Source organism: Streptomyces sp. NPDC049687 (assembly GCF_044465285.1).
Taxonomy (GTDB): Bacteria; Actinomycetota; Actinomycetes; order Streptomycetales; family Streptomycetaceae; genus Streptomyces.
Window position 1 is genome coordinate 37,165 of the sequence record NZ_JBITLN010000011.1, and the last position, 21,802, is coordinate 58,966.

Below are 21,802 nucleotides of genomic sequence, written 5' to 3' on the forward strand. Positions count from 1 at the left end.
AGCCCGGCCATGCCCGACAGCCAGCACCTCACGCCGAGGGAGCGCGCCACCGAGCCCCGGGCCCAGGGCGACTACACCGGTGGCGTCTACGGCTCCATGCTCGCCGTCTCGGTGATCGTCGGCGTCGGCACGCCGGGGTCGTCTCCCCGCCTGGAACTGGTGCTGCTGCTGTTGCTCACGGGCCTGGTGTTCTGGCTCGCGCACGTGCACGCGCAGTTGTTCGGGGCGCGGCTGGCCCAGCGACGGTGGGGCCCGGCGGTCGTGCTGGAAGTGTGCCGCGAGGAGTGGCCGATCGCCGGCGCCGCCGTCCCGCCCGCCCTGGCGGTGGCCGTCAGCCCCCTGTTCGGCCTCGGTCTGCAGGGCGCGCTGTGGCTCGCTCTCCTGGTCGCCGTCGCCGGCCAGATGGGCTGGTCGGCGGCCGCGGCACGACGGGCCGGGGCCCCCTGGCCGCTGGTGGCCGTCAGCGCCTCGGTGAACCTGCTGCTCGGTCTGCTGATCATCGCGTTCAAGCTGGTCGTCACCCACTGAGGACGCAGGCGCCGCCACGGGTCGGCCGTGCGGCCGGGCGGCGTATCACCTGTACCGGGTGAGGCCGGGCGGAGCGCCGCGACGGAGGATCGCACGGAGACCACAAGGAAGGCTCATGCGCTACGAGATCCGTGTCGACGGACAGATGTCGGAGACGTTGACCAAAGTCTTTCCCGAGCTGGACCACGTGGTGATGTCCGGCCAGACCGTCCTGTTCGGACACGTCGTCGACGAGGCGCATCTGTATGGGCTGCTGGCCCGCTGCCAGTCGCTGGGCCTGCACGTCCTGGAGATGCGGCAACTGCCGGACTGAACCCCGTCAGGAGGAGCCATGACCCAGTCGCGTGGCCCGACGCCGCACACCGGACCGGAGCAGGGGTCCGGCGGGGCGGCCTCCGGGCCGTTCGGTACCGATCCCGCCGACGTGCTGTCCGCCCTCGGCCGCTCGTGGACCTGGATCCTCGGTTCGGCCGTCGCCATGCTCGTACCCGGCGTCATCGTCCTGGTCTGGCCCGACGAGACCCTGCACGTGCTGGCGGTCCTCATCGGCCTGTACCTGCTCGTGACCGGGATGTTCCGGTTCGTCGCCGCGTTCGCCCGCGAGGACCACGGCGAACGGCTGCCCGGGCTCCTCGTGGCCGTGCTGTACGTCCTGGCCGGCGTGCTGTGCCTGCGCAACCCCCTGCAGACCATCGCCGCGTTGTCGCTGATCGTCGGGGTCGTCTGGCTGGTGTCGGGCATCCTCACCCTCTTCACGGCCCTCGCCGCCCGGGATCTGCCCCACCGTGGCTTCGTGCTGGCCTCCGCGCTGCTCGGCATCGTCGCGGGCGTCGTGGTGCTGGCCCTGCCCGCCGAGTCGGCCCGGGCCCTGACCCGGCTGCTCGGTCTGTGGCTGGTGCTGCTCGGCCTGGTCGAGGTGGTGCTCGCCCTCGCCTGGCGGGCCGCGGTGCGCAGGGCGGCTCGCGGTGCCGAGGGGACGGAATGACACACGGCGCCTCGGGCACCGCGATGGCGGTCTCACCCGCCTCGGGTGAGGCGCCCGCCGCTCGGCGTGCGCACGCTGAAGACGGCAGGCAACGGCCGACGGGCGTGGGCCCGGAAACGGAGAAGTGACATGACTGGGGACACGTACCTGGCGTACGACTATCCGCTGCTGAGCGCCTTCTGGACGATGCTGATCTTCTTCCTGTGGATCATGTGGTTCGTCCTGCTGTTCCGCGTGGTCGTGGACATCATCCGCGACGACGAACTCAGCGGCTGGGGCAAGGCCGGCTGGCTGCTGTTCTGCGTCTGCCTGCCGTTCCTCGGCGTGTTCGTCTACATCGTCGCGCGGGGGAAGGACATGGGCCGCCGCGAGACCGCGCAGGCGCGGGCCCAGCAGAAGCAGTTCGACGACTACATCCGGGAGACCGCCAAGGGCTCCGGCGGCGCGACCAGCAGCGTGGAGGAGCTCGCCAGGCTGTCCGAGATCAAGGCTCGTGGGGACATCACCGAGGAGGAGTTCAACCGGGCGAAGCAACTGGTCCTGAGCGGCCACGGCTCCGCGACACACCGCTGAGCCCGTCGAACGACACCGATGACACCGAATCGAGGCAGGGCCATGACGACCAACCCGACGCGCACGCACGCGACCCGGCGGCACTGGGCCGAGGGCCTGACGGCGTTCGCCGCCGTCACCCTCATGATCGCCGGAGTGCTCGACATCTTCCGCGGGATCATGGGGATCGCCGAGGACGACATCTTCGTCGCGACGCGCAACTACGTCTTCGAGTACGACCTCACCGGCTGGGGCTGGATCCATCTGATCCTCGGCGCGGTCGCGGTGGTCATCAGCCTGGGCCTGTTCCAGACGGCGATGTGGGCGCGCGTCGGCGGCATCGCCATCGCCGGCCTGATCATCATCGCCAACTTCCTGTCACTGCCGCAGTACCCGGTCTGGTCGGTCGTGATGATCGCGTTCTCCGCGTTCGTCATCTGGGCCCTGTGCGTGGTGCGGCCCGACAGGTCCGTGTGATCGGGAGGGGCGAGCACGATGTGCCGATGGCTGGCCTACTCCGGAACCCCCGTACTCCTCGACACGATCCTCTACCGACCGGCGCACTCGCTGATCGACCAGAGTCTGCACGCCCGCATGGGCGTCGAGACGACCAATGGCGACGGCTTCGGCATCGGCTGGTACGAGTCGGACTCGGACGACGAGGCCCCGGCCGTCTTCCGGGACACCGGCCCGGCCTGGAGCAACCGCAACCTGCGGGAGATCGCCCGCCATGTCCGCTCCCCGCTGTTCTTCGCCCACATCCGGGCCACGACCGGCACCGCGGTCCAGCAGACCAACTGCCACCCCTTCCGGTACGGCCGCTGGATGTGGATGCACAACGGGGCGATCGCCGACTTCCACCGGATACGGCGCGACCTCGCCCTGGCCGTCGACCCGGAACTCTTCCTCGACATGGAGGGTTCGACGGACTCCGAGATGATGTTCTACCTGGCGCTCACCTTCGGCCTGGAGGAGGATCCGCCGACCGCCGTCGAACGGATGGCGGGCCTGGTGGAGCGGACCGCTCATGAGCACGGCGTGGAGTTCCCACTGCAGATGACGGTCGCCGTCACCGACGGCAGCCGCCTGTGGGGCTTCCGCTACTCCAGCCAGGGAGCCTCCCGGTCCCTCTACTACAGCACCCGGGTGGAGACCCTCCGCCAACTCCATCCCGACGCCGCGTTCCTGCGCGGGGTCTCCGACGAGACCCGCCTCGTCGTCTCCGAGCCCCTGGGCGACCTGCCCGGCGCCTGGAACGAGGTCCCCGAGAGCAGCTACGGCGTGGTGGAGCCGGGCACCGACCAACTGCACCACTTCGCTCCGCAGGCGGCATAGCCGTGCCCGTCGGCCTGCGGCTCAGTGGACGGAGAACCCGCCGTCGACGAAGATCGCCTGCCCGGTGACATAGCCGGAGGCGCGGGAGGCCAGGAACACCGCCGCGCCGGCGAAGTCCTCGGCCAGGCCGTTGCGCCCGACCATCGTGCGCGCGGCCAGCGCCGCCACCTTCTCGGGGTCCGACGACAGCCGCGTGTTGAGCGGGGTCATGACGAAGCCGGGCACCAGCGTGTTGCAGGTGACGCCGTGCGGTGACCACGCCTCGGCCTGGGAGCGGGCCAGCGACTCCAGCGCGCCCTTGGAGACGCCGTAGGCGCCGCTGTGGACGAAGGCCCGGTGCGCCTGCTGGGAGGTGATGTGGATGATCCGCCCGAAGCCCCGCTCAGCCATGCCGGGCCCGAACCGCAGGCCCAGCAGGTAGGGCGCCTCCAGGTTCACGGCCATCGTGGCGTCCCACACGTCCTCGCCCAGCTCACTCATCGGCGGCCGCAGGTTGATACCGGCGCAGTTGACCAGGATGTCGGGCTCGCCGAACACCCCGGCCGCCCCTTCCGCCGCCGCGCGCACCCCGTCGCGTCCGCTCAGGTCCCCGCTCACCCAGGCCGCCCGGCAGCCCTCAGCCGTCAACTCCTCCACGGTGGCAGTCAGTTCCGACTCCCGCCGCGCCACGATCACCACACTCGCCCCCGCCCGCGCGAGCGCCCCGGCGATCGCCCGGCCGATACCCGAACTCCCGCCGGTCACCACGGCGACCAGGCCGTCCAGGGAGAACAGATCGGAGAGGTACGTGTGCGAGCCGCGCCGGGAGGTCATGTCCGCACCTGTCCTGTCTCAATGAAGTCAGTCGTTCGCATGCCGCCGACCTGAGGGGACTGGATTGGGTGAGACGACCAGGCCGAGAAGTTGGTGCCCGTCGAGGTCAGGGGGCGGCGGATGTCGTACTCGCCGAGCCCGTCGAGCTTCCAGAGCATCACCTCGCGTATCTCTCGGAGATCGCTGTGCAGGTACTCTTTCGCGACATCATCGATCATGGGGCATGAGCCTGTCATGCGCCGTCGGCGGGCTCAACCTGCGGCCACCACTGCTGCCTGCACGAGGCATGCCGCGAAGTGCTGAGAACGGCAGCCCTCCGTGCTACGACCTGGCGGTGAAAGACCATGGGGAACGCCAGGTCGTGGGCAGGGGGTGTGCCGGTGCCGTCGGGGAGGATACGGCGTGCTGTATCGAGCGGGCCGAAGGGATCGGCGGTCTCCTGCAGCCAGTCGAAGTAGATCTCGCGTGCGTGACGGTAGGCGTTGCGGGCCCAGCGGCGGCCATGACGGGTGATCAGGTGCCGATGGTGCCGTTGGGCCTTCAGCGTGTTGGGGAGCCTGGCAATGTTGACTTGCTCGTCGATGTGGGTAATGCCGTCGCCGATGCAGAGAGAGTGGCGGAGACAAATGTTGTGATCGTGGGTGGTCCAGCAGGTGACGGGGGATGCGATGCCTGCGGCTCTGGTGCAGCGGCGGCAGGCGGGAGGCTGGATCGCGGTGGCAGAGTGCTTCGCGGACGGCTGATGGCTCCGTGACTGCCTGGGCTTCTGTATAGAGGGACTCGGGAAGCGCCAGCCTCAATGTGCTGCTCGGAACACCGACTGCGGTGGCGAGGGGCTCCAGGACTGTGTTGACGGGGGTCTTCGTAGTGCGGCGGATCCAGGAGAGGCAGCAGCTGGTCGGTGGGAAGGTAGTTGGCGTCCGCGGGTCGGTGGAGGAAGGAGGCCACGGCTGAACTCGCCCACGCCGCCACCCCGCAGGAAGCGACCTCCCATCGCAGCTGCCCAACTGCCCTTCCAGAGCAACGTGATCAAGCACTATCGGGCATTGCTGGCCGCAGTCCGCCGTGACCCGGCACGGCACGGCATGCCGTGCGGGGTGGCCTCCCCGGCCCCCTCTGCGATCGTCCAGCAGTTCTTGCGCGGCAGATCCGACAGCAGGCCCAGCACCAAGCGCTTGGCCCGGAGGCGGGGTTCGACCCGCGCGAACGGCCCGGCTGTCCGGTTCATCAGGCCATCGAACGCCTCCTGCCAGCGGGCAGGGTCTACGCTGTGATCTGCGGCCACCGCGTGATCGTTTGTCTTCACACACCGATGATCAACGTGGCCGCACCCGTCTCCACAGCGCGTCAGGGTCGCGCAGCGTCCGCATGCGGTTCTGTGTCAGGAGGACATGTGCAACGTGGCGAAGTCTGGTGGGTCGAGTTCGACGAGCGGCGGCCGGTCGTACTGCTGTCGGAAGGCGACGCGTCCGGGATCCGGGTGATGCAGGTCGTGGCTCCGGCGGGCGTCGACATCAGCGGTCTGGGCGTCGAAGTGGCAGTAGGCGCCATGGAAGGACTGCCCTTTGAAGGCGTGCTGCGGTTCGCGTTCCCATGTCCGGGCTTTACCCCTTGCACGTGGCTGACCACCGTGTCCCGGGACGACCTGATCGAGCGGGCGGGCGCCCTGCCCTACGCGAAACTCAACGAGATTGAGGATGCCCTCCGACTCGCTGGACAGACGAACGAGTGGACCCCGGCGACGACCGAGAAGCTCAGCGCATTGAGGGACGCCCTCCGTCTCGGTGGACTTGAGTAGTCGGGTAGGCGGAGAAGGAACGGACACCCCCGGTGGCGTGGTCGATCTCGTCCAGATGATCGACACTGACCACCTGTCTCCTCGGCGCCCCTCACCATCGAGATCACGATCTACGGCTGGAGTAAAGATCAGACCGGAAAGCTCTCCCAGCCCTTCGTGGCAGGAAGATGCCCTCGTCACTGCCGCCTTGTGCCAACGTGACAGGCTCCGGATTCGCGCGGTCGTCGGTCACAGACCGATGGATTGAAGATTTGCGCAGAGCTGGTTTAGATCTACACGTGCAATCCCATATTCTCGACTTTTTTTGTAAATTCGATCCAGCACCAAGCTGGTACCCAGAGCGACGAAGGCGCCCCGCCTCCAGGGTGTTCCCCAGAGGGCTGTCCTCTGACACTGAACCTTTACCGGTTGCCACTGAAGTTTGACCAGCGAGTCCCATCCGGGGGTACGACGCTCCTGGCCCGCGTCGTCTGGCTACTGCGCTGTGGCTTTGCGCTCCCTGCGGGACCGCAACCACGGGACCAGGTACCAGGAGGCCACCACCAACGCGGACGTCACCGCAGTGGACAACCAGCCCCTGTAGATGTCGGCGAAGCCGGTGACAAAGCGCATGACGACGGTGAACACGGCCCAGACCACCAGCCAACGGGCCGCCTTGATCATTCGTCCCTGTCGTCGCATGGCGCGAGCATATCCGCGGGCCTGAAGGGGGCAAGACGAGGGCTGTCACTCACGCAGAGGTCAACCTTCGTTGGCATCGGTCAAGGTTCAGTGTCAGATTGTGTTTGAGATCTGCCGTGTCCCGTTGCTGAGGCGTTCCTTGAGCTCCTCGTGAGCAGTGGGCGCTGGTGGAGCCCTTGCTCCCGCCGGCACGGGTGGGCCCGAAGGGCGGACGCCGGGAGAAGCATCCGCGGCGGCGGATCGTGGACGCGATCTTCTACGTTGTGCGGACCGGCTGCGCCTGGCGGCAGTTGCCGAAGGACTTCGCCCCGTGGCCGACGGCGTACTGGTAGTTCACCTGGTGGCACGACGACGGCACTGTCGAGCGCATCCATGACGCTCTGCGCGGCAAGGTCCCTGAAGCTGACCGCTCGCGACCTGGAGCCGAGCGCGGGCCTGATCGACACGCAGTCCGTCCGCACTGTCGGCACGGTCCCTGCGGCCACCAGAGGCTTCGACGCGGGCAAGAAGGTAAAGGGCCGCAAGCGGTTGATCGTCACCGACACCCTGGGCCTGCTCTTGGCCGTTCACGTCGTCGCGGCGGGCATCCAGGACCGCGACGGCGAGAAGCGGCCCTTGCTGTGGACCAGGCTCGACCACCCCAGCGTCAAGAAGGTCTGGGCCGACCAGGGCTTCGCCGGCCGCCTGGTCGAGTGGGCCGCAGAGATCCTCGGCCGCGACCTGGAGATCGTCCTCGTAGGCAGCCTGCCGGTCCCTTGACGCGGTAGGTGCCGTCGGCGAGCTACAGAGCCAAAAACCCCTCGACCGCGCGTTTCAGGGCACGCGGCACGTCAGCCAACTCCGAGACGATCAAGCGGACATCCCGCTCGAGTTCGGGGGGACTCGCTCCAGACCTCCGCACTCCTGGTGAGCACAGCGGCCAGCAGATCGCCCTGGTACATGTCGCCTTCTGCCAGTGGGTCGAGCCGGAGGACCTCCACCACCAGGGGCAGGAGATAGGCGAGGCCAACGTCTTGCCTGAGCAATACCCGCATGTCCTCGACCGTCAGGCAGCCGATCGGCTTGTGCCGAAGCTCACGCACCGTCGCCATCAGCCGGGTTTCACCGCCCGACGGGGCCGACCACCGGTCGCCCAAAGCTCCTCAAGGGAGCGGTCACGTTCACGAGTCGAGTCACCGACCGATCGTCCCATGTCGGATCCCAAACGCGGTCTCAGAGGACATTCGCTGCGGCAGGTCAGCTGTTGCCAAGCGAACTATTCCGATATATCGTTGACGCATCGCGACAGATCAACGATGGAATGAAGGAGTGGTTTGCGATGCGTACCCACGGATTCGAGCGTGGACATGGACAGGGCGGCCCCCGGCGCGGACGCGGCGGCTTCGGTGGCTTCGAGGGGCGGCGGGCGGCCTTCGGGCCCTTCGGGCCTGGTGGTCCGGGGTTCGGCCCGGGTGGTCCCGGTTTCGGGCCGGGCGGCCCGGGCTTCGGTCCCGGCCCCTGGGGCGGACGAGGGCGCGGCGGACCCAGGGGGAGGGCGCGGCGCGGTGACGTACGGGCCTCGATCCTGGCGCTGCTCAAGGACCGTCCGATGCACGGCTACGAGATGATCCAGGAGATCGCCGAGCGCAGCGGCGGGGCGTGGAAGCCCAGCCCCGGTTCGGTGTACCCGACCCTCCAGCTGCTGGAGGACGAGGGCCTGATCAGCAGTGAGAGCGAAGGCGGCAAGAAGCTGTTCTCGCTCACCGGCGAGGGCCGCACGGCTGCCGAGGAAGGCCCTGACGCCCCCTGGGAGGAGGCCTCGCGCGGAGTCGACTGGGAGGCGCTCGGAGAGATCCGCCAGGCCGGCTTCGGGCTGATGGAGGCCTTCGGGCAGGTCTGGAAGACCGGCAGCAAGGAACAGCGCGACAAGGCGCTCGCGGTCATCAACGACGCCCGCAAGAAGCTGTACCTGATCCTCGCCGACGAGGACTGAACGGCGGTCGCGGCCGTCGCGACGGCCGTACGGCGACGAAGGCGCCCCGTGGAGTCGTCCGCGGGGCGCCTTCGCCTGCCGCGCGCGGCTCGCGGTCAGGCCACCAGACCGCCCAGCTTGCGCAGCGACTCGTTCAGCGCGGCCGTTCCCGAGTCCTTCAGCTTGCCCGCCATCAGCGACACGGCCGCGCCCGTGAACTCGCCGTCGATGCGGACCGTCGTGGCGTCGCCGTCGGGCGTGAGGGTGTAGCGCGTGGCGACGGACACCGCCATCGGACCCTTGCCGCGGATGACCAGCACCCGCGCCGGCTCCAGCTCCGCGACCGTCCACTCGACCTCGGCCGGGAATCCCATCAGCTTCATGTTCTCCTGGAAGGTCGTGCCCACTTCGAGGGTCTCGGGGCCGCCCTGGGGGAAGTTGGTGTGGGTGGCGTTCCACTCCCCGTAGGCCGGCCAGTCGGTGAGCTGGGCCCACACCTTCTCGGCCGGTGCCTGGATGCGTGCCTCCGCGCTGACTTCGGCCATGCGACCACCTCTTCGTGTCCGGCAAACTCGGGCTGCGGTGTCGCGGAACGTAGCCCCAGGGCCTCCAACATTCAATACTGATGAACCGTCAGGGAGTGCGGAGGAGTCCTTCGTGAGCGAGTCGGCGCGCACCCCTGGGGGAGGGGATGGCCTGATCTCATCCGTAAGGAGGAGATTCCGTCCGCCGGTGTCCGCTCCCCGTGGGACGCGAAAATGCTTCGCTCCGGCGATGACCCGTCCGGCCGGGACTGATGGGGTGGGGGATGTGCAACCCCGTATTCCCCGGCAGTCGACGCGAGACCAGGCGGCGCACGGGGCGAACGACGACCCCGGACTCGACGCCGAGTCCGCGGCTGCGCTCGCCGCTGCCCGTCGGCGGGCGGTGCGCGACGGGGACCGCCAGATCGACACCGCCCACCTGCTGCACTCCCTTCTGGAGCACGACCCCCGGGTCCGCGCCGCCTTCGACGGCGGACCCCAGCTCGCCCGCCTGCTGGGCTATCTCGTCCAGCGCAGCATCGGCTACGGCCTGCGCTGGCAGAGCGGTGTCGAGGAGTCCGGGGCGCTGCCCGTGGTGACGGTGGTGGAGGGGTTCTCACCGCTCGCCGCGGCCGCGCTGGAGCAGGCCTGCGCCCGGGCCGCCCGCAGGGGCCGCGCGCCGCAACGTGGGACCGACCTGCTCGCCGCGATCGTCGCGGACCCCGAGGCGCGGGCCGTGGAGGTCCTCGCTCGCGCCGGCGTCGACGTGTACGAGCTGCGCGCGCGGCTCGAGGACGGCCTGGAGGAGTACAGCGGGGGCGGCGGGACCGCGTACTGACCGGATGGACCGGCTCTCCTTCGGCCACTCGCCGTCCACGCTCCGAGACAGGTGTCAATGGGGGTGACGGTCATGTCCTCCCCTGTCATCATGTGCCGGTGCGTACGTCTGTGAGCAGTCAGGGCGACCGCGGAAAGGGCATCGGGCTCTCTCTGGCGGTCGGGTCGGCGATCGCCTTCGGCGGCTCGGGAGTCGCGGCCAAGCCGCTGATCGAGGCGGGGCTCGACCCGCTGCACGTGGTGTGGCTGAGGGTGACGGGCGCGGCCCTGGTGATGCTGCCGCTCGCCGTCCGCCACCGCGCGCTGCTGCGCCGCCGCCCCGCGCTGCTCGCCGGGTTCGGTCTGCTCGGCGTGGCCGGAGTGCAGGCCTTCTACTTCGCCTCGATCTCGCGTATGCCGGTGGCCGTCGCGCTGCTCCTGGAGTACCTCGCGCCCGCCCTGGTGCTGGGCTGGGTGCGGTTCGTGCAGCGGCGGCCGGTGACCCGCGCCGCCGGGGTCGGCGTGGTGCTCGCGGTGGGCGGGCTCGCCTGTGTCGTCGAGGTCTGGTCGGGGCTGGCCTTCGACCCCCTCGGCGTGGCCCTGGCGCTGGCCGCCGCCTGCTGCCAGGTCGGCTACTTCGTCCTGTCCGACCAGGGCGGCGACTCCGGCGACGACGCCCCCGACCCGCTCGGCGTGATCGCCCACGGCCTGCTCGTCGGCGCCCTGGTGCTGACCGTCGTGGCCCGCCCGTGGGGCCTGGACTGGTCCGTGCTCCGGCACGCCGCCGGCATGAACGGCACCGAGGTCCCGGCCTGGCTGCTGCTCGCCTGGATCGTGTTGATCGCCACGGTCGTCGCGTATGTCACCGGCGTGGTCTCGGTGCGTCGGCTCTCCCCGCAGGTCGCCGGCGTGGTGGCCTGCCTGGAGGCGGTCGTCGCCACCGTCCTGGCCTGGGTCCTGCTGGGCGAGCACCTCTCGCTGCCGCAGATCGTCGGCGGTGCCGTCGTTCTCCTCGGCGCGTTCGTCGCGCAGTCCTCCACGCCCGCAAAGGTCTCTGCGGACCCGGTGGCCGGCGGCGGCCCGGACAGGGAACCGTCGGCTCACGAAGCCGCCGCATAGACCACCCCCGCGTACGTCCGTCACCTCCGGGCGGATGCCCCAGGGGACGGCCACACCGGGGCGGGGCGGGCCGGCATCACAGCACCGCCAGGTAGTCCGGGAGCTCGGTGCCCGGGGCGAGGTCGGTCTCCGGGAGCGGGGTGCCGTAGCCCTTGCGCAGGGGGATCACACCGGCCCAGTGGGGGAGCGCCAGGTCCTCGGGCTCGTCGTTCACGCCACCGGTGCGGGTCTTGGCGGACACCTCGTTCAGGTCGAGGCGGATCACCGCGGTCGCCGCCAGTTCCTTCTTGTTGGCGGGGCGGGAGTCGGCCGCGCGGCCGGGGACGACGTGGTCGACCAGGGCGTCGAGCGCGGCGAGCTTCTCCTCCGGGTCCGTGACGTCGTACGCGAGGCCGTGCACCACGACCGAGCGGTAGTTGATCGAGTGGTGGAAGGCCGAGCGGGCCAGCACCAGACCGTCGACGTGGGTCACCGTCAGGCACACCGGCAGCCCAGGGTCTGCCTGCCCCGCCATGCGCAGTGGGCGCGAGCCCGTCGAACCGTGCACGTACAGGGTCTCGCCGACCCGGGCGTACAACGTCGGCAGCACGACCGGGGCGCCGTCACGGACGAAGCCGAGATGGCAGACGTATCCCTCGTCGAGTATCGCGTGCACCGGTTCCCTGTCGTAGGAGGCCTTGTGTGCGGCACGGGTGGGGACCGTGCGGTCGGTCGCGGGGTACGCGGCGGGTCGCGTCGTCGGTTGGTGGGTCCCCTGCATGGCGTTCTCCATTGTACTAGTGCATACTTGGCTTTGTGCTAGGAGAGTATCGGATCGAAGGTCGCCGCGCAGCAGACATTTCCGCGAGCATCGAGCGCGCGGTGGGTGAAGGCGCACTGGAACCGGGCCAACTGCTCCCACCCATGCGGGAGCTGGCGATCAGCCTCGGGGTGAACCCGAACACCGTCGCGGCCGCCTACCGCACCCTGCGCGAGCGCGGGGTCATCGAGACGCACGGGCGCCGGGGCAGCCGGGTGCGGCCCAAACCGGCCACGACCGGCAGGGAGAAGGTGCGCGTCGACGTTCCGGCGGGGGTCCGCGACCTGGCGGACGGCAATCCCGACCCGGCCCTGCTGCCCCCGCTCGCCGGTGCGTTCGCCGCGGCCGCGGCGGAGGGCGACCGGGCGCCCGTCCTTTACGGTGCCGACCCCGTGGACGCCGAGCTGGCCCGGCTCTCCAGGGCCGCGCTCGACGCCGACGGTGTGCCCGCCGGACCGCTCACCGTGGCCTCCGGCTCCCTGGACGCCGTCGAACGCGTCCTCGCGGCCCACCTCAGACCGGGCGACGGCGTGGCGGTGGAGGACCCCGGATGGGGGCGGACGCTCGACCTCGTCCCCGCGCTCGGACTGCGCACGGTCCCGGTCGGCGTCGACGACGAGGGGCCGAAGCCCGGGGATCTGCGTGCGGCGCTGGAGGCGGGGGCGCGGGCCCTGCTCGTCACCGACCGGGCGCAGAACCCCACGGGCGCGTCGGTGAGCGCCTCACGCGCGCGGGCGCTGCGGGACGTCCTCGCCGACCACCCCGGGACCTTGCTGATCGAGGACGACCACGGCCACGGCATCGTCGACCTCCCCCTGCACCCCCTGGCGGGCGTCACCCGCCACTGGGCCTTCGTCCGCTCGGTCGCCAAGGCGTACGGGCCCGATCTGCGGCTGGCCCTGCTGACCGGGGACGAGGTGACCGTGGACCGGGTCCGTGGACGGCAGCGGCTGGGCCCCGGGTGGGTGAGTCTGCTGGTGCAGCGGGCGGTGGTGCGGTTGTGGACCGACGGCGCGGTGGACGGCCCAGCGGTGGCCGCGGCCTATCGGGAGCGGCGGGAGGCGTTGATCGGGGCGCTGGCCGGGCGGGGGGTCGCGGCGCGAGGGATGAGCGGGATGAACGTGTGGGTTCCGGTGCCGGACGAGACGGGGGCGGTTGCCCGCCTGCTGCACGCCGGGTGGGCGGTGGCGCCGGGGGCACGCTTCAGGATGGCGTCTCCTCCGGCGATCCGGATCACCGTTTCGACGCTCGCGGCGCAGGAGGTCGGGCCGCTGGCGGACGCGGTGGCGGCGGCGGTGGGCCCGGCGCCGGCACGGAGTTACGTCTGAGTGCCGGGCGAGGTGCCCCACCCGTCGGGCGCGGGGAGCCGTGCGACCAGCCACGACGAACCGGCGGCCGCGCCCTTGCCTACTCCTTGGGCGTCCCCCTGACCTGAGTGAGCGCCGCCCCGGCCAGAACGATCACCGCTCCCACCGGTGTGCTCCACCGAAGCGACTCGCCCAGCACCGCGACCCCCGCTCCTGTCGCGATGACCGGAATGAAGTACGTGACCATCTGCGCCGTCGTCGGGCCGACCTCGGCGACCAGGCCGTACTGGATCAGGAGGGCCAGGCCCGTGCCGAGGGCGCCCAGGGTGGCGATCGCGAGCAGGGGGATCAGCGGGAGGTGGGTCGGAAGGCTTGTGAACAGCGGGGTGACCACGGCCAGCTGGATGCTCGCCAGGAGGAGTTGCGCACCCGTCATGGACAGCGCCGAGCTCCCGGTCCCGGCCAGCGTGCGGCGGACGTAGATCCAGCCGATCGGGTAGCTCAGTGAGGCCAGCAGGGCCATCGTCGTGCCCCGGGCGTCCAGGCCGTCGAAGCCCTGCCAGGCGCCCAGGACCGTCAGGACGCCGAGGAAGCCCAGGCCCAGGCCCGCGACCCGGAGCCGGGTGGGGCGGTCCTCGGAGAGGGCGACCAGGGAGAGGGCCATGCCCCACAGCGGCGAGGTCGCGTTGCAGATGCCGGCCAGCGTGGACGGGATGGTCAGCTCGGAGTAGGCGAACAACGAGAACGGCAGGGCGTTGAGGAGGAACGCGGCAACCGTGAGGTGGGCCCAGGTGCGCGCCCCGTGCGGCAGTCGCTCCCGCTTCACCGCCATGGCTGCCGCCAGCACCGCCGTACCGAACACCAGCCGGCCCAGGGTGACCTGGAAGGGGGCGTAGCCATGGGTGCCCACCTTGATGAGCAGGAAGCTGAAGCCCCAGATCAGCGAGAGCGCGCCGAAGCGCAGACGCCAGTCGAGGGTGCGGCGGGTGCGGGAGGTGACGGGAGCCGGGACGCGGGTCGTGGTGTCGGTGGCGGTGGTCATGGCCGTAACGATGCGGGACCTGACCTCGTAGCACAAGCGAGAATTCGCACGCGGTATCTCGTAGCATTGCTTATATGTTGAACCTCGAGCGCCTGCGCACCCTCGACGCCCTCGCCCGGCACGGCTCGGTCAGTGGGGCGGCCCAAGGGCTGCACATCACGACCTCGGCCGTCTCGCAGCAGCTCGCCAAGCTGGAGCGGGAGGTCGGACAGCGGCTCCTCGCCAAGCACGGGCGGGGGGTGCGGCTGACGGACGCGGGGCGGCTGCTCGCCGACCACGCGTCCCGGATCCTGTCCCAGGTCGAGCTGGCACAGTCCGATTTGGAGGCCCAACGAGGGCAGGTGGTGGGGGAGCTGCGGCTCTCCGCGTTCCCGACCGCCGCGCGCGGGCTGTTCCCCGCCGCGCTCGCCGAACTGCGCAAGGCGCACCCCGGGCTGCGGCTTCGCTCCTGCGAGCTGGAGCCGGAGAACGGCGTGGCGGGAGTCGTCCGCGGTGATCTGGACCTCGCCGTCGTCCTGGACTGGTACAACAAACCGATGCCGGTGCCGGACGGCCTGGTCAAGGCACCCATCCTGGACGACCCCGCCGATGTCGCCATGCCGGCCGGGCATCCGCTCGCGGGCCGGGACGAGGTGGACCTCGGCGAGTTCGCCGAGGACGAGTGGATCACCTGGGGCGAGGGCGAGTTCTGCCACGAGTGGCTGATGTTCACGCTGCGCTCGCGGGGCGTCGAGCCGATCGTCGGCCACCGGGCCGCCGAAACTCATACCCAACTGAACCTGGTCGCCGCCGGGTTGGGAGTCTGCATCGCGCCGCGGCTCGGCCGTAATCCGGTGCCGGAGGGGGTCGTCACGGTTCCGCTCAAGCAGCGGGTGCGTCGGCATGTGTACGTCGTCTGGCGGGCGGACGCCGACCGCCGTCCGTCGATCCGGGCGGCGGTCGAGGCACTCAAGTCGGCTGGAGCGGCGATGAGTTGACCTACCGGCCGCTCACTGGTCGCCCAGCTTGCGGAAGTCCCACGAGACGATCTTGTCCGGCCTCAGGCGCGCCCACGCGTGCCGCCCGTCGTGCGGCATCGCGTCCAGGCCGAAGTTCTTGCGGGCGAACAGCGTCTCCACGGCGTCCAGTTCGGCGCACAGCTCCCCGGTGCGCGGGATCTCGCCCACGAACTCCACGGTGCCGGACAGCTCGACGCCGCGCAGTGAGTCGTACTCCTCGCCCGTGTCGACCACGATCGCGACCCGAGGATCGCGGCGCAACTGCGTCCAGCGCTTGCTGCGCACGACCGAGTACAGCCACAGCGCGCTGCCGTCCCACAGGAACCACAGGGCGCTCACGTGCGGGGCCCCCTCGGCGGACACGGTGGCCACCCGGCAGGTGCGCTGGGTGGTGAGGAAAGCGTCCAGCTCACCCGGCGTCATCATGATCTTCCGGCCCCGGCGCTGAGTGATGGTCATCCGGCCCCCTCATTCTTTTCTTGTACCGCTTCTGCACTGGTTTTCTGACGTCCCGTCAGGAAAGCATGGGTCTTCTTCCTTTTTCGCGCAATGGCCACCAGGGGGAGCCGTGCCGTCGTCCTTAGAACTCAGTGAACTCCTCGACCCCGCCACCACCGCCCTGATCACGGTGGAATGCCAGCAGGGCGTTGTCGGACCCGGTGCCGCCCTGCCCCAACTGGCCAAGGAGGCAAGGGAGTCGGGCGCCCTCGCCAACATCGCCCGGCTGGTGGACGCCGCCCGGGCGAGCGGCGTCCAGATCGTCCACGCTGTCGCCGAGCGCCGCCCCGACGGCCGGGGCGCCAATCGCAACGCCCGCCTCTTCCGCGCCGCCGAGCGCCTGCCCGTCCAGCAGCTCACCCGCACCGCCGCGACCCGCCTCGCGCCCCCGATCGACGTCGCCGAACAGGACCTCGTCGTACGGCGGCTGCACGGGCTGTCACCCATCGAGGGCACCGACGTCGACGCCCTGCTGCGCAACCTGGGCTGCCGCACCCTGGTCGTGACCGGTGTCTCGGCCAACGTCGCGATCCCGAACACCGTCTTCGACGCCGTCAACCGGGGCTACACGGCGGTCGTGCCGTCGGACGCCATCGCGGGGGTGCCTGCCGACTACACCGCCGCGATGATCCGCCACACCCTCGCATTGGTCGCCACGGTCGCGACCACGGACGAGGTGCTGGCGGCTTTCCGACGGCGGGAGCTCAGGCCAGCGTGATCGAGTCGCCGCTGACGGCGATCTTCACCTCGGGCAGCGGCTTCGTCGCGGGGCCGCTCTTGACGCTGCCGTCCTCGATCGAGAAGTTGCTGTTGTGGCAGGGGCAGTTGATCACGCCGTCGGCGATGCTCTTCACCCCGCAGCCCGCGTGCGTGCACACCGCCGAGAACGCCTTGTACGTGCCCGCCGTCGGCTGCACGACGACCACCTTCTCGGCGTCGAAGACCTTGCCGCCGCCCTCGGGGATCTCGGACGTCGTGGTGAGCGCGGAACCGGCCGCGCCGTCCCCGCCGCCCGTGCTCGCGGACCCGGTGCCGCTCGAACCGGTCGAGCCCGTGCCGCCGGACGACGCCGACGAGCTCGACGTGTCGTCGTCGGACCCTCCGCACGCGGTCAGCGCGACAGAAAGCCCCGCGGCTCCGACGGCCGCCACGACGGTACGGCGGGCGGGTCCCGAAGCGGAGTTGATCGATGCGCTGGTCATGCTGGGATTTCCCTTCCAAGGGGGTGCGTGGATCTGCCGAAAGGTACGGGCGGTGGACGCCGCTTGTTCAGCGCCCCCGCCAAGTCCGGACAGTGTCGAGATATTGACCGGTTCGAGATCAGGCCCACGTAAGCCAGAGCTGTCGCCGAGCTGTCGACCGAGGGCCCGCCCCACCCCAGTAACCTGGGGCGTTGCTCAAGGAAGTCACCGCCACCCGCCACATCACACCCTTGCGTGAGGGCGGCTCGCTGCCGGGACTCGTCGAGGCCGACGACTTCGGGACCTACGTCATGAAGTCGTCCACCTCGTGGCGCTGACCTGTGCCTATGCGGCCACCGATGTCTCTGACCTGCGGCGATGCTCGTTTCAGCGCCTTTCATGTTTGTGTCGCGTTGTGCTGCCCTGGGCGCCCGCGACGGCGGTGCCGAGGGTGGTGAGGACGACGACGGTGCTGGGGCGGCGACTGCGTGCCAGCAAGCTTGTGCAGGTGACGGCCGCAAGGGCGAAGCCCGGCCACAAAATCGTATCGGCAGTGGTCCGCCGGTACTGGTTGCTGGTGGCTGCGAAGATCAACAGGAGAAAGGCCGCTTCGACCGGACGGGTGTACCGGTCGGCGAGACGTCGCAGGCGGGTGACCATGGTTTCTCCGAGCGGTGCCGTGACCGGAGGATAAAGGAGTAGACAGAGATTGCGGTCGGTCCGGGGCCGCTCATGGACTGTGCACGAGCGGCCCGGTCGGCGCGTCCGTCAGACGACCGCCACTGAGGTCTGTCGATCAACGTCGTCCGACGGATCACGCGGTGCGGGGGTTTGCTCGGTGAGGGTTTCACCCTCAACGTCGACGCGGGGCAGCAACCGGTCCAGCCATGTCGGCAGCCACCATGCGCGCTTGCCGAGGAGGGCCAGGACCGCGGGCACGAATGCCATACGGACGACGAAGGCGTCGAAGAAGACCGCACTGGCCAATCCGAAACCGACCATCTTGACCATGGATTCGCCGCCCGTCATGAACCCACCGAACACCGCCATCAAGATCAGCGCTGCTGCCCCCACAACCTGGGCGCTGTGGCGGAAACCGGTCACGACGGCCTGGCCGGGCTGCTCTCCGTGGATGTGCGCCTCGCGGATCCGGGAAACCAGGAAGACCTGATAGTCCATGGCCAGACCGAAGACGATGCCCACCAAAAAGATGGGCATGGTGCTCATGATCGCCGAGCGGTTGGGGGCGGTGACATGCTGACCGTGTTTCGACGAACACGATGCGGGCCTGTGCACCGTCCGCCTCGGCGCCCGGGAATCGCTTATTGATCAGGCCGAATGCCTGCTGGGATTCGATGCCGGGCATGGAAGACGAGTCGTCCGGTGCCTCGGATGCGCTGGACGCCCCGAGGAACACGGCGGCCAGCACTGCCACCCAGGTCAGCACCACTGTGCGGCGCCTTCGGAAGGCCCAGCGGCCCACCCGATGCAAGAAAGTCGCCATGAAAGGACATCTCCATATCTGGATGTCGGGAACGTCTTTACCCTCGCGGGTCGGCCTCTTCATGTCGTCGGCCGTATCGACAATCCCGTGTACTCAAAAACAAGTAGGGTTCGGCGGGCGCTTCATCTCCCGCGGGTGGTCCCCTGCTGTGAACGGCAGGTTGACGTGCAAACGGAACGGCGACCCACCGCGGCAGGGGCACGTCATCGGTTGTTCTGGGAATCGGGTACGCGTCGGCTACGGTCGGCTGTCTGCGGCAGCCGGCCGAGGGTTTACCGGGTGGTCCTCAGGAGTTGCTGACGGAGCTGTCGGGATGCAACGGCAGCAGGACGCGGAACGTGGCGCCTTCCCCTGGCCGGGAGCGGACCTCAACGCGGCCGTGGTGAGCGGTCACCAGGGAGCGGACGATGGAGAGGCCGAGGCCGGCTCCGCCGCTCTGTGTGCGGCCGCGGGCGGTGTCGGCACGGTAGAAGCGGTCGAAGACGTGGGCGACCTGTTCAGGCGTCATTCCTGGCCCCTGGTCGCTCAGTTCGAGGACCGCCTGGTCCTCCAGCGTGCCGACGCCGATGCGTACCGGCGTGCCGGGCGGGGTGTGGGCGATGGCGTTGCCGACGAGGTTGGAGGTGACCTGTCGCAGTCGTGACTCATCGCCCAGTACGGGGGCGCCGCCGGGCGGACCGTCGCCGCCCGGGCCGGTCAGGGTGACGGGACGTTCGGGGGCCATGGCCCGTAGGTCGTGCAGGGCGTCGGCGGCCAGGGTGCGCAGGTCCATGGGGGTGAGGAGCAGAGACAGCTGCGCCTCAGCGCCGGCGTCTTCGTCGAGCCGGGCGAGCAGCAGCAGGTCCTCGACTATGTGGACGAGGCGGGCCGCCTCGCGTTCGATGCGGCTCATGGCGGAGTCGACGTCGGCGCGCTGGGGCAGACCGCCCATCCGGTGCAGCTCCGTGTACCCCTTGATCCCGAACAGCGGGGTGCGCAGTTCGTGGCTGGCGTCCGCGATGAAGGTGCGCATGCGCTTGTTGGTGGCCGCGCGGGCGGCGTCGCCGGCTTCGATGCGGTCCAGCATGCCGTTGAGCGTGGCGGACAGCCGGCCAAGTTCGGTGCGGGTAGGGGCCGTCTGTGGGACACGGCTGGACAGGTCCCCGCCCGCGATGGCCGCTGCCGTGGTCTCGATGCGCCGCAGCGGCCGCAGGCCCGCCCGTACGGCGAACCAGGCGATGACGCCCAGGCAGACGAGCACCAGGGAGTCGATCACCAGCATCCACACGCCCAGATGCCGGATCGTCGTAAGGACCGGATCCAGAGAACCGGCCACGACGACGCTGCCGCTCTCGTCCACCTCGGTGTGGTGGACGGGGGCCAACGGTGCGGCGATGACACGCCACCCGTCGCCGTCACCACTGCCCGGGACCTGGAAGGAGCGCTGGTCGCGGGATGCGACCGCTGCGGTGTCGAGGGCCGGAAGCCGTGGGGCGCCATGGGCGGCAGGACGCAGCGTATGCCGCAGATGCCCGTCGGCATCCAGGTAGGCGACGTAGACGTCGCCGGTCAGGTCGCGCTCCACCGCGCCGCGCATTTCCGGTGCCGTTTGGCCGGGCGTGTCTTCCGTGCTCGACAGCTGTGCCGCCGTCGTGGCAGCGGTGCGCAGCCGGTCGTCCAGCTGCTGCACCAGCTGTCGTTGCAGCAGGGTGACGAGGAGAGCGTTGCTGGCCAGCAGGGCGATGACGACCAGCAGCAACGTGAGGGCCACGACCCTTCCGCGCAGCGACAGACGGCTGATTGGCCGGCGGGTGGCAGCGGCACTCATCCGCGGGGCCTGCGCAGAACGTAGCCCGTCCCACGCACCGTGTGGATCAGCTTCGGTTCTCCGGTGTCGATTTTGCGGCGCAGGTAGCTGATGTAGGAGGCAACGATGGAGTCGTCACCGTCGAAGTCGTAGTGCCAGACCCGGTCCAGGAGCTGATCCCTGGACAGGACCTGTCCGGCGTTTTCCATCAGCACCCGCAGCACGCTGAACTCGGTCGGAGACAGCTGTACCGGCTCGCCGCCCCGGGTCACCTGATGACTGTCGGGATCCAGTTCCAGGTCGTCCACGGCCAGGAGCCCGTCGGGCCGGCGGCCGCTGGTGCGGCGCAGTACGGCCTGGATGCGCAGGATGAGTTCCTCGAGGTTGAAGGGCTTCGTGACGTAGTCGTCCCCGCCGGCCCGCAGGCCGCTGATGCGGTCCTCGGCAGCGTCCCGGGCAGTGAGGAAGAGAATCGGCGGGTGTCCGCCTCCGTGACCGGAGGGGCTCTCGCGCAGGCGGCGTGCGACCTCGAAGCCGTCGAAGTCGGGCAGCATCACGTCCAGGACAATCAGATCGGGGCACTTGTCGCGGACCACTTCCAAGGCCTGGCCGCCGGTCTCTGCCGGAATCACTTCAAAGCCGGCCAGCCGCAGGCTGGCGGACAGCAGCTCACGCAGCGTGGGCTCGTCCTCCACCAGCAGCAGTCGTTGCGTCGTCGTCATGGCACCCGTTCCCGAGCTGTGATCCTCTGTCTTCACTGTCCCGCCCTGCTAGGCGTCACGCTTGCGGAAGACGACGAACGCCGCCGTCAGCAAAGCCGCCACGCATCCGGCCATGACGCCCACGCCTGCCCAGGGACTCAGCAACGCGGGGTCCTGATAGCTGGTGATGATCTGCCCGCCGGCGATCGGCGGCCAGTACTTCGCCACCCAGTCGCCAAGTCCTCCGGGCAGGGCCGGGGCGAAGGCCTGGACGATCAGCATCACTCCGAACAGTGTGGTCACCGTCGCCGTGGTGGAGCGGATCACCGTGCCCAGAGCCAGTCCGAAGAGCCCGGCCAGTGCCAGATAGAGCCCACCGCCCACGACGCCGCGCAGCGCCACGCCGTCGGAGAGCGCAAGGTGCGGAGCGCCCGCCCCAGACAGCAACTCCTGACCGACGAGGAATCCGGCCAACGACAGGACGCTCCCAACCGGGAGCGCCACCCCCACCAGGACCACAGCCTTGGATGCCAGGACCCGCGCCCGGTGCGGAACGGCAATCAGGGTGGGCACGATCGTTCGCGCACCGTACTCCGAGGTGATGACCAGGCCGCCCAGCAGGCCGAGCGCGATCTGCGCGAGCAGGTAGCCACGCAGACTGGTGGCCAGCGGGTCGAACGAGGCTTGGTCCGCGGGGCTCAGGTCCGCGAACTCACTGCCCGCGGACGAACTGTTCAGCGCGGCGAGTCCGCTGCAGAACGCCAGGGTGCCCAGGATCACGTACAACGTCGACCGCATCGTACGAATCTTGATCCACTCGGCGTGCAGGCAGTGCCGGAGGGACACCCTTCCACCCCGCGCGCGGCGCGATGGTGGCCCAAGAC

The 21,802-nt window shown here is 69.9% G+C and carries 28 protein-coding genes and 3 pseudogenes; 16 read left to right on the forward strand and 15 right to left on the reverse strand.

Annotated features, from left to right (window positions below):
* Window positions 1–9: 9 nt before the first annotated feature.
* The 6 genes from ACIBVL_RS30220 to ACIBVL_RS30245 all read left to right on the forward strand — a co-directional run bounded on the left by ACIBVL_RS30220 (window position 10) and on the right by ACIBVL_RS30245 (window position 3,400).
* The gene (locus ACIBVL_RS30220; protein WP_399101906.1) at window positions 10–528 is read left to right on the forward strand and encodes a hypothetical protein; all 519 of its coding nucleotides are present in this window, start codon (window positions 10–12) and stop codon (window positions 526–528) included.
* Between the two features lie 115 nt (window positions 529–643).
* Complete coding sequence (locus ACIBVL_RS30225; protein ID WP_399101908.1) at window positions 644–841, forward strand: hypothetical protein; 198 nt, start codon at window positions 644–646, stop codon at window positions 839–841.
* Window positions 842–859: 18 nt separating this feature from the next.
* On the forward strand, window positions 860–1,513 hold the full coding sequence (locus tag ACIBVL_RS30230; RefSeq protein WP_399101910.1) for an HdeD family acid-resistance protein: 654 nt from the start codon (window positions 860–862) through the stop codon (window positions 1,511–1,513).
* Window positions 1,514–1,642: 129 nt separating this feature from the next.
* Entirely contained in the window at window positions 1,643–2,086 is a 444-nt protein-coding gene (locus ACIBVL_RS30235; RefSeq protein ID WP_399101912.1) for an SHOCT domain-containing protein, read from the forward strand.
* A gap of 42 nt (window positions 2,087–2,128) precedes the next feature.
* Window positions 2,129–2,542: a hypothetical protein gene (locus ACIBVL_RS30240; RefSeq protein ID WP_399101914.1), complete on the forward strand. Its 414-nt coding sequence runs from the start codon at window positions 2,129–2,131 to the stop codon at window positions 2,540–2,542.
* Window positions 2,543–2,560: 18 nt separating this feature from the next.
* Window positions 2,561–3,400, forward strand: a complete 840-nt coding sequence (locus tag ACIBVL_RS30245; protein WP_399101916.1) for a class II glutamine amidotransferase — start codon at window positions 2,561–2,563, stop codon at window positions 3,398–3,400.
* A 21-nt stretch (window positions 3,401–3,421) separates the two neighbouring features.
* On the opposite strand, the gene ACIBVL_RS30250 is transcribed toward ACIBVL_RS30245, so the two are convergent.
* The 3 genes and pseudogenes from ACIBVL_RS30250 to ACIBVL_RS30260 all read right to left on the reverse strand — a co-directional run.
* The gene (locus ACIBVL_RS30250) at window positions 3,422–4,213 is read right to left on the reverse strand and encodes an SDR family NAD(P)-dependent oxidoreductase (RefSeq protein WP_399101918.1); all 792 of its coding nucleotides are present in this window, start codon (window positions 4,211–4,213) and stop codon (window positions 3,422–3,424) included.
* A gap of 68 nt (window positions 4,214–4,281) precedes the next feature.
* Window positions 4,282–4,431 (reverse strand): annotated as a pseudogene (locus tag ACIBVL_RS30255) (type I restriction endonuclease subunit M); the annotation flags it as partial.
* A gap of 866 nt (window positions 4,432–5,297) precedes the next feature.
* Window positions 5,298–5,441 (reverse strand): annotated as a pseudogene (locus ACIBVL_RS30260) (IS701 family transposase); the annotation flags it as partial.
* Window positions 5,442–5,606: 165 nt separating this feature from the next.
* Here ACIBVL_RS30260 and ACIBVL_RS30265 point away from each other — a divergent pair.
* Window positions 5,607–6,011, forward strand: coding sequence for a type II toxin-antitoxin system PemK/MazF family toxin (locus ACIBVL_RS30265; RefSeq protein ID WP_399101920.1), 405 nt, complete (start codon window positions 5,607–5,609; stop codon window positions 6,009–6,011).
* Between the two features lie 474 nt (window positions 6,012–6,485).
* Here the strand turns inward: ACIBVL_RS30265 and ACIBVL_RS30270 are convergent, their stop codons facing one another.
* A complete protein-coding gene (locus ACIBVL_RS30270; protein ID WP_399101922.1) occupies window positions 6,486–6,692 on the reverse strand; it encodes a hypothetical protein in 207 nt (68 codons plus the stop codon).
* A gap of 194 nt (window positions 6,693–6,886) precedes the next feature.
* On the opposite strand from ACIBVL_RS30270, the gene ACIBVL_RS30275 reads away from it, so the two are divergent.
* Together ACIBVL_RS30275 and ACIBVL_RS30280 are read left to right on the forward strand one after the other, a co-directional pair.
* The gene (locus ACIBVL_RS30275) at window positions 6,887–7,024 is read left to right on the forward strand and encodes a transposase (protein ID WP_399102374.1); all 138 of its coding nucleotides are present in this window, start codon (window positions 6,887–6,889) and stop codon (window positions 7,022–7,024) included.
* Window positions 7,025–7,064: 40 nt separating this feature from the next.
* Window positions 7,065–7,451: a transposase gene (locus ACIBVL_RS30280; protein WP_399101924.1), complete on the forward strand. Its 387-nt coding sequence runs from the start codon at window positions 7,065–7,067 to the stop codon at window positions 7,449–7,451.
* A gap of 71 nt (window positions 7,452–7,522) precedes the next feature.
* Here the strand turns inward: ACIBVL_RS30280 and ACIBVL_RS30285 are convergent, their stop codons facing one another.
* Window positions 7,523–7,783: a contact-dependent growth inhibition system immunity protein gene (locus ACIBVL_RS30285; RefSeq protein WP_399101926.1), complete on the reverse strand. Its 261-nt coding sequence runs from the start codon at window positions 7,781–7,783 to the stop codon at window positions 7,523–7,525.
* A gap of 227 nt (window positions 7,784–8,010) precedes the next feature.
* On the opposite strand from ACIBVL_RS30285, the gene ACIBVL_RS30290 reads away from it, so the two are divergent.
* On the forward strand, window positions 8,011–8,664 hold the full coding sequence (locus ACIBVL_RS30290; protein ID WP_399101928.1) for a PadR family transcriptional regulator: 654 nt from the start codon (window positions 8,011–8,013) through the stop codon (window positions 8,662–8,664).
* 95 nt (window positions 8,665–8,759) lie between these two features.
* Here ACIBVL_RS30290 and ACIBVL_RS30295 read toward each other — a convergent pair whose 3' ends face one another.
* Entirely contained in the window at window positions 8,760–9,188 is a 429-nt protein-coding gene (locus ACIBVL_RS30295) for an SRPBCC family protein (RefSeq protein ID WP_399101931.1), read from the reverse strand.
* A gap of 265 nt (window positions 9,189–9,453) precedes the next feature.
* On the opposite strand from ACIBVL_RS30295, the gene ACIBVL_RS30300 reads away from it, so the two are divergent.
* Window positions 9,454–10,005 (forward strand): Clp protease N-terminal domain-containing protein, encoded by a 552-nt coding sequence (locus ACIBVL_RS30300; protein WP_399101933.1) that lies wholly within the window; start codon window positions 9,454–9,456, stop codon window positions 10,003–10,005.
* 92 nt (window positions 10,006–10,097) lie between these two features.
* On the forward strand, window positions 10,098–11,102 hold the full coding sequence (locus ACIBVL_RS30305) for an EamA family transporter (RefSeq protein ID WP_399101935.1): 1,005 nt from the start codon (window positions 10,098–10,100) through the stop codon (window positions 11,100–11,102).
* A gap of 76 nt (window positions 11,103–11,178) precedes the next feature.
* Here the strand turns inward: ACIBVL_RS30305 and ACIBVL_RS30310 are convergent, their stop codons facing one another.
* Window positions 11,179–11,862 (reverse strand): pyridoxamine 5'-phosphate oxidase family protein, encoded by a 684-nt coding sequence (locus tag ACIBVL_RS30310; protein WP_399101937.1) that lies wholly within the window; start codon window positions 11,860–11,862, stop codon window positions 11,179–11,181.
* Window positions 11,863–11,897: 35 nt separating this feature from the next.
* Here ACIBVL_RS30310 and ACIBVL_RS30315 point away from each other — a divergent pair, with 35 nt between their 5' ends.
* Entirely contained in the window at window positions 11,898–13,229 is a 1,332-nt protein-coding gene (locus ACIBVL_RS30315) for an aminotransferase class I/II-fold pyridoxal phosphate-dependent enzyme (protein ID WP_399101939.1), read from the forward strand.
* Window positions 13,230–13,308: 79 nt separating this feature from the next.
* Here ACIBVL_RS30315 and ACIBVL_RS30320 read toward each other — a convergent pair whose 3' ends face one another.
* Window positions 13,309–14,250, reverse strand: coding sequence for a DMT family transporter (locus tag ACIBVL_RS30320; RefSeq protein ID WP_399101941.1), 942 nt, complete (start codon window positions 14,248–14,250; stop codon window positions 13,309–13,311).
* Window positions 14,251–14,324: 74 nt separating this feature from the next.
* Between ACIBVL_RS30320 and ACIBVL_RS30325 the strand changes: the two genes are divergently transcribed.
* Window positions 14,325–15,227, forward strand: coding sequence for a LysR family transcriptional regulator (locus ACIBVL_RS30325; protein WP_399101944.1), 903 nt, complete (start codon window positions 14,325–14,327; stop codon window positions 15,225–15,227).
* Between the two features lie 12 nt (window positions 15,228–15,239).
* Here ACIBVL_RS30325 and ACIBVL_RS30330 read toward each other — a convergent pair whose 3' ends face one another.
* On the reverse strand, window positions 15,240–15,707 hold the full coding sequence (locus tag ACIBVL_RS30330; protein WP_399101946.1) for a pyridoxamine 5'-phosphate oxidase family protein: 468 nt from the start codon (window positions 15,705–15,707) through the stop codon (window positions 15,240–15,242).
* A 109-nt stretch (window positions 15,708–15,816) separates the two neighbouring features.
* Between ACIBVL_RS30330 and ACIBVL_RS30335 the strand changes: the two genes are divergently transcribed.
* On the forward strand, window positions 15,817–16,464 hold the full coding sequence (locus ACIBVL_RS30335) for a cysteine hydrolase (protein WP_399101948.1): 648 nt from the start codon (window positions 15,817–15,819) through the stop codon (window positions 16,462–16,464).
* Here ACIBVL_RS30335 and ACIBVL_RS30340 read toward each other — a convergent pair.
* Entirely contained in the window at window positions 16,451–16,948 is a 498-nt protein-coding gene (locus ACIBVL_RS30340; protein WP_399101950.1) for a Rieske (2Fe-2S) protein, read from the reverse strand. The two genes, ACIBVL_RS30335 and ACIBVL_RS30340, sit on opposite strands and share 14 nt — an antisense overlap.
* A gap of 191 nt (window positions 16,949–17,139) precedes the next feature.
* On the opposite strand from ACIBVL_RS30340, the gene ACIBVL_RS30345 reads away from it, so the two are divergent.
* A complete protein-coding gene (locus ACIBVL_RS30345; RefSeq protein ID WP_399102399.1) occupies window positions 17,140–17,265 on the forward strand; it encodes a hypothetical protein in 126 nt (41 codons plus the stop codon).
* A 49-nt stretch (window positions 17,266–17,314) separates the two neighbouring features.
* Here the strand turns inward: ACIBVL_RS30345 and ACIBVL_RS30350 are convergent, their stop codons facing one another.
* From ACIBVL_RS30350 to ACIBVL_RS30370, 5 genes and pseudogenes are all read right to left on the reverse strand, one after another.
* Window positions 17,315–17,587, reverse strand: a complete 273-nt coding sequence (locus ACIBVL_RS30350) for a hypothetical protein (protein WP_399101952.1) — start codon at window positions 17,585–17,587, stop codon at window positions 17,315–17,317.
* Between the two features lie 108 nt (window positions 17,588–17,695).
* Window positions 17,696–18,157, reverse strand: a pseudogene (locus ACIBVL_RS30355) (MMPL family transporter); the annotation flags it as partial.
* A gap of 560 nt (window positions 18,158–18,717) precedes the next feature.
* The gene (locus tag ACIBVL_RS30360) at window positions 18,718–20,238 is read right to left on the reverse strand and encodes a sensor histidine kinase (RefSeq protein WP_399101954.1); all 1,521 of its coding nucleotides are present in this window, start codon (window positions 20,236–20,238) and stop codon (window positions 18,718–18,720) included.
* Window positions 20,235–20,939, reverse strand: coding sequence for a response regulator transcription factor (locus tag ACIBVL_RS30365; protein WP_399101956.1), 705 nt, complete (start codon window positions 20,937–20,939; stop codon window positions 20,235–20,237). The genes ACIBVL_RS30360 and ACIBVL_RS30365 overlap by 4 nt, the downstream gene beginning before the upstream one ends.
* 48 nt (window positions 20,940–20,987) lie before the next feature.
* Window positions 20,988–21,716 (reverse strand): ABC transporter permease, encoded by a 729-nt coding sequence (locus ACIBVL_RS30370; protein ID WP_399101958.1) that lies wholly within the window; start codon window positions 21,714–21,716, stop codon window positions 20,988–20,990.
* Between the last annotated feature and the right edge of the window lie 86 nt (window positions 21,717–21,802).